3 protein-coding genes are annotated in these 8,843 nt (G+C 50.4%); all 3 read left to right on the forward strand.

All coding sequences use genetic code 11. From position 1 onward, the window contains the following. Window positions 1-166 precede the first annotated feature (166 nt). The 3 genes from C3B51_RS22345 to C3B51_RS22355 all read left to right on the forward strand — a co-directional run bounded on the left by C3B51_RS22345 (window position 167) and on the right by C3B51_RS22355 (window position 8,829). Window positions 167-2,344 (forward strand): EAL domain-containing response regulator, encoded by a 2,178-nt coding sequence (locus tag C3B51_RS22345; RefSeq protein WP_130246443.1) that lies wholly within the window; start codon window positions 167-169, stop codon window positions 2,342-2,344. A 196-nt stretch (window positions 2,345-2,540) separates the two neighbouring features. Beyond that, window positions 2,541-6,023, forward strand: coding sequence for a hybrid sensor histidine kinase/response regulator (locus C3B51_RS22350; RefSeq protein WP_130246444.1), 3,483 nt, complete (start codon window positions 2,541-2,543; stop codon window positions 6,021-6,023). 76 nt (window positions 6,024-6,099) lie between these two features. Continuing rightward, window positions 6,100-8,829, forward strand: coding sequence for a CHASE domain-containing protein (locus C3B51_RS22355; RefSeq protein WP_240701955.1), 2,730 nt, complete (start codon window positions 6,100-6,102; stop codon window positions 8,827-8,829). The last annotated feature ends 14 nt before the right edge of the window (window positions 8,830-8,843 follow it).

Here is an 8,843-nt window from a genome sequence, read left to right on the forward strand (position 1 = left end):
AAATTTCTCATTTAGAACAACTAAATAGCAAAATTTTTGCCTGGTTATCGACCCTATTTTCTCGCCTCAAAGTAGAACACTTAATTAAGCAAATTGGTATAATTATTTATAAATAAGGGATTTGGAATAAAAAAATCGGCGGATTTCAGGAAGCAAGTTTTAAATCATGCGCCTTGGTCTATGCTTGTTAGATAAAGGAAAGACCGACGACTTGCGTGTGACACTGAATTTACCCGATAACCCCAAAATACTGATTGTGGACGACGACCCCAGCAGCATATTGATCATCAAAAAAGCGGTCAAAGATCTGGGAGAAGTGTTTTCGACCTCTGAAGCCAGCTATGCGGTGACCTTAGTCAAAGAAGTAAAACCCCATGTGATCCTGCTGGATATCGACATGGGGGAGTATAATGGTGTAGATATTTGTCGTTTGCTCAAAAGTGATCCGGAAACTGCCCACCATATCATCATTTTTATTACTGCCAGCCGCGACCCGGACATAGAATATAAGTCGCTGACCGAGGGCGGCGCCGATTATATTCCTAAACCATTGGACCTGAGAACCTGTCGGATGCGGGTCTATAACCAGCTGGCCATGCTGGCATATCAGCAAAACCTGGAGCGCACTACACAAGCGCTTTATCAGGAAAAGCAGCGACTTAAAGTCACGCTAAATTCCATAGGTGATGCGGTAATAGCCACAGACACAGCAGGCCTCATCACGTATATGAACCCGATTGCAGAGCGCCTCAGTGGCTATGCCTCAAGCTATGCGCTTGGCAAGCATATTGAAGACATTCTCGATTTGCGTGATGCATCGTCACAAAGCCGCTCCTTTAACCCGGCCATTATGGCGCTGGAGGAAAAGCGCAATGTGGCAATGGCACTGAACTGCCAACTGCACAGCCGGGAAGGGCAAATTTACCGGGTTGAGGATTCTGCTTCGCCCATTCGCGATGAAGACAATACCATCATCGGGGCCATTATGGTGTTTCATGATGTCAGCGAGTCGGTTGCCATGGCGGTTAAAATGAACTTTCTGGCCAATAATGATCAGCTAACGGGGTTGCCGAATCGAATTTTGCTGCATGACCGATTGCAACACGCCATTGCCTGCTCGAAGGCGTCGGATACCCATACCGCACTGTTGCTCATTGACCTTGACCATTTCAAGTACATTAACGACGCACTGGGACATTTTCTGGGTGACGAATTAATTAAGAAAGTGGCGAAGCGGCTGGAGTCGGTGATTGACCCAAGCGCAACCCTTGCGAGGGTGGGCGGCGATGAATTTGTGCTGGTGTTAGAAGAAGTGCGCTCTGTTAATTATGTGGCTGTGGTTGCCAATAACGTGATTGCCAGTTTTAAGGAGCCCTTTACGCTGGAGCAAAAGGAATATCAAATTTCGGTCAGTATTGGCGTGAGCATGACGGAATTGGACGCGAATGAAGAAGAAGTCATGATGCGCCATGCCGACGTGGCCATGTATCGCGCGAAAAATCAGGGGCGCAATGCGGTGTGCTTTTTTTCTCAGGAGCTTGAAGCTGAGCTGATGAAACGTCATGGACTGGAACACTTGCTCCGCGAAGCCCTGGAAAAAGAAAGCTTAATCGTGCTGTTTCAGCCCCAGATAGAGATAGCATCGGGACAAGTCTGCGGCTTTGAGGCGTTGGCCAGGCTGCAGGACAGTGAAGGAAATTGGGTTTCGCCGCTGGATTTTATTCCGCTTGCGGAGGAGATTGGCGTGATAGACACCCTGGGCCAGCAGGTATTACAGCAAAGTTGTGCGTTTGCCAGCCAGTTGATGGGTTTGGGTAGAGACCTGAAAGTGAGCGTTAATGTCTCTGCACAGCAGATCCGCAACCGGCAATTTATTGACTATGTTGTCCAGTGCCTGGAGTCGAGCCAGGTCCGCAGTCGAATGCTGGAGCTGGAAGTAACAGAAAGCGCCCTGATTGATGACTATGAGCAGACCCGTAAAACGCTTCAGACGCTGTCTAACATGGGGGTAAGCATTGCCATTGATGACTTTGGCACGGGTTATTCCAGCTTGTCTTATCTGAAGTCGTTTCCCCTTGATGTGCTTAAGATAGACCAATCTTTTATTAAAGATATGGGCAGCGATGAGCAGAGTCATGGCATAGTACAAACCATAGTGTTGCTGGCGCAGGCGTTAGGCTTGAAGCTGGTTGCTGAAGGCGTCGAGACACCGTCTCAGTTATCAGAATTAAGGACCATGAACTGTGATGTGGCACAGGGGTATTTGTATGCCAAACCGCTGGAAAGCCTGGCTGCCTACGAGTTTGCTAAGCGCAATTTTCAGGCTCCAAATAAGCCTGTGTGAGCAAGGTTTTCAGCCAGCGCTGAAAAGTCTGTGTGCACATAGTGAAAAGTGTGTGACTTAGACTATAGTTTGAGGGTAGCAGCGGTTTTTACAGATTATTTATCAGTCACATGCCTGTGTTTTAGGGTATTTGACTAAGCTGGCATCAGTTATACACCATTAAAAACACCCTGAATACAGGGGCAAAGGTCATACTATGATAAGGATCCTGTCGGCAACACAAGGCAAGCCAACGCGCTGGTTTGCGGGTATGTTTAGCGTCCTCCTATTACTGCTGATCGCACTGGCTGTGTTTTTCTTTGAGCGCAAACTGCAAAATGAGGTGCAGTTTGAGGTCGCCAGCCAGCTGAAGCACAACACAGCGAATATGGCCGAACAATTCGAGCGGCGCTACCGGGCCGATTTAAGCTATCTGCACTTTTTGAAAGACACGCCGCCTTTTCCGGGCATTGCCCGTGCACTGAAAAACAACGGTGTTGACCCACAGGACAACCAGCCCATTGAGCTGTGGAAAAACCGCATCGCCACCATCTTTAAATCTCTTATTCATAATAATTCAGAGTTATTGCAGCTAAGGATAATCATGCCGGATGGCCGAGAGTTTGTCCGGGTGGACAGGCTAAGGGGCAAAGTGGCGCGTATTGCAGAAGCCAAGTTGCAGGATAAATCACACAAAGACTATGTGCAGGAAACTCTGGATTTGTCTGAGGAAATGCACTTTGCGTCGCGGATCTCACTGAATTTTGAGAACAATAAAGTACAGCGTCCGTTTACTCCTGTGCTGCGTATTGCCATGCCCTTATTTGATGCCGACAATGACCTGTTTGGCTTGCTGGTGCTGAATTCCAGTGCCCGGCAATTGATAGAGTTGCTGGAAAGTAACAGCGCAGAGTACTTTTTAACCGATCATCAGGGGCACTATATTTACGGCCCGGAGCCGGTGTTTCATTATACCCGGGACCTGGCTAAGCCAAGGCTGTTTGATGATGACTTTCAATTACTCAGCACAGCAAAGGGCCGTGTTGATGGCGTTATTAAGCATGGTACCCAGTCGATGCAGATTGCCATTCAGCAGGAGCTAAACAGTGGCTACCAGGGGCCGGGGCATGAAATGTTTATTACTGCGATTGCACCGCCCCAGCAGGCCAATGCGTTGTTAAATGAACGGCGTTTATCAAGCTATGTGCTGCTGGCTGTGGTGGTATTGGTGCTGCTCTTGTTTATGGGGGGCATTGTGCTGTTTTATCGTAACCGGGAACGATATCAGGAAGATAAAGTGGTGTACGAGTCGATAATTGACGGTGCTGATGAGCCGATTGTCAGCTTTGACACTCAGCTGAACGTACAAACATATAACAGTGCGTCTTTGCTGATCTTTCCCAGTCTGGCGGCCAGTGATCGGCAGCATAACATCACCGATCTGGTGGCGTTGCCCATGGATCGCCTGCAAGAGGCGGTGACCTATTTTAAGCACGAAGATGGCCCAAAAGATACCGACTGGTATGAAAGTTACACGCTGCAGGACCAGACCCGGCATGTTAATTTTAAAGTGTCTCCGGTGCGCGGCCCGGGTAACCAGTTGGTTGGCATCACCTTGTTTGGCCGTGATACAACCAAAGAAAAACTCAGCGAGCAGCAGGTTAAGAGCGCCAATGAAGGCCTGGAGCGCTTGGTGCAGGAACGTACCGGGGAGCTGGAAGCCGAAAAGGCCAAGGCCGTGAAGGCCTCCGCGGTTAAAAGTGCGTTTATTTCTACCATCAGCCATGAAATGCGTACTCCGCTGAACGGTATTCTGGGCACCCTTAACCTGATCCGCCGTGAGCCGCTGACCAAAAAACAGCTGTCCTATCTGGAAATGACCGAGACCAGCTCGTCAACCTTGGCTTCCTTAATTAACGATATTCTCGACTTATCTAAAATCGAGGCGGGTAAACTGGAGCTGGAGCAGGAGCCGCTGAACCCCATTTCAGTGGTAGAGCATGTGGTGACTTCCATTTCGTTAAAAGCCTATGAGAAGCAACTGAGCCTGGTGGTGGATGTTGCTGACATCGACTTTATCGAGCTGGTGGGCGATGCCGGGCGGATCAAGCAGGTGGTGTTTAATCTGGTGAGCAACGCCATTAAGTTTACCAGCAAGGGGTGTGTTTGCGTGCGCGGCCAGACAACGCAAGAAGCTGGCAAAGTATTCCTCAGTGTTACTGTGGAGGATACCGGAGTCGGGATTGATAAAAACAACCACCATAAGATTTTCTCTGCTTTTACCCAGGAAGACAGCGGGGTGAGTGCTGAATTTGGCGGCACCGGACTGGGCCTGTCGATTTGTAAAAACCTTTGCGAATTAATGGGCGGGGAAATTGGCTTTGAGTCGCAAAAGAACATTGGCAGTAAGTTTTACTTTACTTTGCCGTTTGCGCTCGATACCGCTAAGCCCAGGCCACATGAAAATACGTTGGGTGGTCGGCGTTTTGAGCTGCATGTGGTGGATACCCGTGAGCGCAGCTTTTTATCACATGTGATAAATAAGTACGGCGGTACTGTGGTGGAGCACGAGGGTGAGTTTGTGGTGGTAGATCACGATAACCCCCACATTACTACCCTGGTCGAAACGCCTATGTATGAGCGTGCCATAGTGCTGTACAGTGAATTTACCCACCAAAGTGTTGCAGAGGGATTCTTAGCTAAGCTGGTTAAGCCCATTCGCCTGGGGGCGTTTTTATCTGTGTTTGATCAGAATGCGATTGCTAAAATGCTGAAAAACCAGCATCAGGTACAGGTGCCCAACGTACAATGCAACGAGCGTAACGATTTGGCTGGCGCTACCATAATGATTGTTGATGATAATCAAATTAACCGGGAAGTTGCCCGTGGTATTCTCCATGGTGTTCATGCCAATGTGATGACCTGTCAGTCGGGGCATGAGGCACTGAGTGCGTTACTGAATTTTGAAAAAAACAACCAGCCAGTGTTTGCTGTTTTAATGGATTGCAATATGCCAACGATGGACGGTTATCAGGCTACGCGCCTGATCCGCGAAGGCAAAGGGGGCGAGTCGTTTCGCCACCTTCCGGTCATTGCGATGACGGCGAATGCCATGTCGGGAGAGCGGGAGCGGTGTCTGGCAGCAGGGATGGACGATTATGTCACTAAACCAATCCAGCCCAAATTGCTGTTTGATGCGCTGACTAAGTTTAAGTCTTTCCAGCAACCCAAAAAGCCGTCCGTCACACAGCTGCCTGAGCACCCACCTTCGCAAACCACAACACAGGACAGTGCGGCGGGACAGAATGAACAACCGCCATCGCTTTCTGGCGAAGTGCTTGATATTGACGGCACCATTGCGCGGCTACAGGGAGACTCGGAGCTGTATCTGCAAATCTGTATGCTGTTTTACAACAAAGCACCGCAAAAGTTGTTATCTCTGAAAGAGCAGTGTAATAAGCAAGACCATGCTCAGGTGAAACAGATAAGCCATGCATTACGGGGGCAAAGTGGCGATATAGGCGCACAACGCCTGACTCAGTTGCTGGCGAAACTCGAAGAAGGCGCCAGCAACGAAGACGGCTCTGAATATAGCGGGCTAATTGAAAGTATTGAAGCCCAGTACCTGGTGCTTGAACAGGTGTTGCAGGAGGCGGTATTTAATACGTCATCCGATGTCAGGCAAGGCAGTGAAAGCTAATGGTGAAGCAACGTGAATGCAGCGACAGTCGTCACCTGTTATCGAACATTTATCAGGGCGGACTAAGGTGAATGATGTGACAAACCACCAGGACACACCGGCAAGGAAAAACAGGCCGCTTTGGCAGCTGGTTTGGCCGTTATTACTGGTTATGGGACTGGGCGCCTTGGGTGGTTGGTATAGCCATCAGTCGCATCTGCAACGCATTGATAAACGAGTAAAAAGTGCTGTAACGTCTGATCTGACTCGGCTCACTCAGGCCGTGGAAGAGCGCATGGCTTTGTACCGTTACGGCTTGGCGGGCCTGCGAGGTGCCATTCAGACCGTGGGCGTTGAGCACTTTAATTACGAGCGCATGCAGCGTTACACTGGCAGCCGTTACCATGAGCAGGAGTTTCCCGGTGCCCGGGGGTTTGGTTTTATTCGCTTTGTGCCTTATGACGACAGAGCGGCGTTTGTCCAGGACGCTCGCCAGCAACGACCCGACAAGCAATTTAACATTAAACAGCTGACGCCCCATGAGCAAAGTTTGTACGTGATCCAGTTTATTGAGCCGGAGTCGCGCAATAAGCAGGCGGTGGGGCTGGATATTGGCTCAGAAGCCATGCGCCGGGTTGCCGCAACCGACGCTGCCCGAAATGCCGAAGTGATGCTGACAGCACCCATCACCTTAGTGCAGGCCAATCAAAAAGTGCAGCATGGTTTTTTAATTTTAATGCCGGTCTATGCGCAAGGGACAACGCCAGGCACCCCCACAGAGCGCATGGCACAACTTGCCGGCTGGAGCTACAGCCCAATCCTCATTGATGAGGTGCTGGGCTCCCTGAAAGGCATTAAACGTAATCTGGTTTTGAATGTCAGAGACATTGACCGCCGCGCCAGTACTTTGTTTTTCAGCCGTGGCGAGACTCAGTCGCAGCTGAATGAATATCGTGTACACAGCGTGATCCAGTTGTATGGCCGGACCTGGCGCATAGAGCTCAGCCCAACGATGAGTTATATCGACTCGCTAGGCTTGCCCAGCCCTTACCGGGCATTGCGTGAAGCGGTGATGATCACTTTGGCACTGATGCTGGTGGTATTTTGCGTGCAGTTGCTGCTCTTGCGAGCCCATCAGTCTAAAGCGCACCAGCTCGATTTGTCCGAGACCCGGGAAAAAGCCTTGTCGGAGGCCAATGCGGTGCTGGAGCAAAAGGTCATGTCCCGGACTGCGGAAATAGAGCGGGTAGGAGCACTGCAGCGCAGCATTTTAGAAAGTGCTACCTATTCGGTGGTTGCAACCGATGTGCACGGGGTGATCACGGTGTTTAACCCCGCCGCAGAAAAACTGCTGGGATATAAAGCCGAGGAAATGATTGGCAAACTGACGCCTGCGGTGTTCCATCTGGAACTGGAGGTGGCACAGCGCGCCGAAGAGTTAACCGAGGAGCTGGGCTATCCGGTAGAGCCTGGGTTTGAGGCCTTTGTGGCTAAGGCCCGCCACGGCAAAAATGATGTCAATAACTGGACCTATGTGAAAAGGAGCGGGCAATTAACGCCGGTTCGCTTGAGTGTGTCGCGGTTACAGGACAATCAAGGCCAGCTGGTGGGCTTTTTGGGAGTCGCATACGATTTGACCGAGCAGCTGGAGCACGAGCAGGCACTGGCACAAGCCAAGCTGGTGGCGGAGCAGGCCACGCAGGCCAAATCAGAGTTTCTGGCCAATATGAGCCATGAAATACGCACACCTATGAATGGCCTGTATGGCACCTTACAGCTGCTAAGTGAAGAGCCACTGCCGGGCGGTGCCCGTGAGTATCTGGAGAAAGCTACTTATTCGGCAAAAGCCTTAATTACCATAATTAACGATATTCTGGACTTTTCGAAAATAGAGGCGGGCAAACTGTCTTTGGAGATCCGGCCGTTTAATCTGACCGAGCTTATCAGCCATATTCAGGCGGACCTGCAAGCGGTAGCCGCGCAAAAAGGGATCTACTTGTCGGTGACCGGCCACTTTGATCATGCCACTTGGCAAGGGGATGCCGTCAGGATCCGGCAAATACTTTTAAACTTACTCTCCAATGCGATTAAATTTACCCAAAGAGGCGGGGTTGACCTGGAAATTGAACAAGTACAGGGCGAGCCGGGAGTGGTCTTTACCGTGCGTGATACCGGAGTAGGGATTGGCAAAGAGGCCCAGGCGCGGCTGTTTCAGCGCTTTGAACAGGCCGACAAATCCACCACCCGCAGATTCGGCGGGACCGGTCTTGGGCTGTCTATCACCCAGTCTTTGGTCGAGCTGATGGCGGGCACCATTGAGGTGCAGAGTATGGAAAATGTCGGCAGCGTGTTTACTGTTTATCTGCCGCTTGAACAATGCGACCAGGCTGAGCCTGACCTTCACGAGGAGTGGTCACAAAGTCCTGACTTGAGTGGCGCACGCGTGTTGGTTGCTGAGGATAATGAAATTAACCAGCTGGTGATCCGCGCTCTGCTGGATAAGTGCAATGTTGAAGTTGCCATGGTGATTAATGGCAAGGAGGCGGTTAACCAGGTAGCACGTCAGCGCCCGGATTTTGTGTTGATGGATATTCAGATGCCGGTTATGGATGGTGTAGAGGCCTGCAAGCTGATAAAACAGCAGCATCCGACATTGCCAGTCATAGCCCTGACTGCTAATGTGTTAACCGAAGACAGGCAAAAGTATCAGCATGCAGGCTTTGATGGCTATATCGCCAAACCTATTGAGCAAAAAGTGCTCTGGCAGGTGATTGCAGAGCATGCACCTAAGCGGCCCAGCATGCGCGGTCGGTTAAAATCGATATAATACCAATTTCACTT

It is taken from the genome of Pseudoalteromonas rubra (genome assembly GCF_004212645.1).
GTDB lineage: Bacteria > Pseudomonadota > Gammaproteobacteria > Enterobacterales > Alteromonadaceae > Pseudoalteromonas > Pseudoalteromonas rubra_G.

Coding starts and splice junctions, on each gene's coding strand:
- C3B51_RS22345 (WP_130246443.1), top strand. CDS start 167: ATGCGCCTTGGTCTATGCTTGTTAGATAAAGGAAAGACCGACGACTTG.
- C3B51_RS22350 (WP_130246444.1), top strand. CDS start 2,541: ATGATAAGGATCCTGTCGGCAACACAAGGCAAGCCAACGCGCTGGTTT.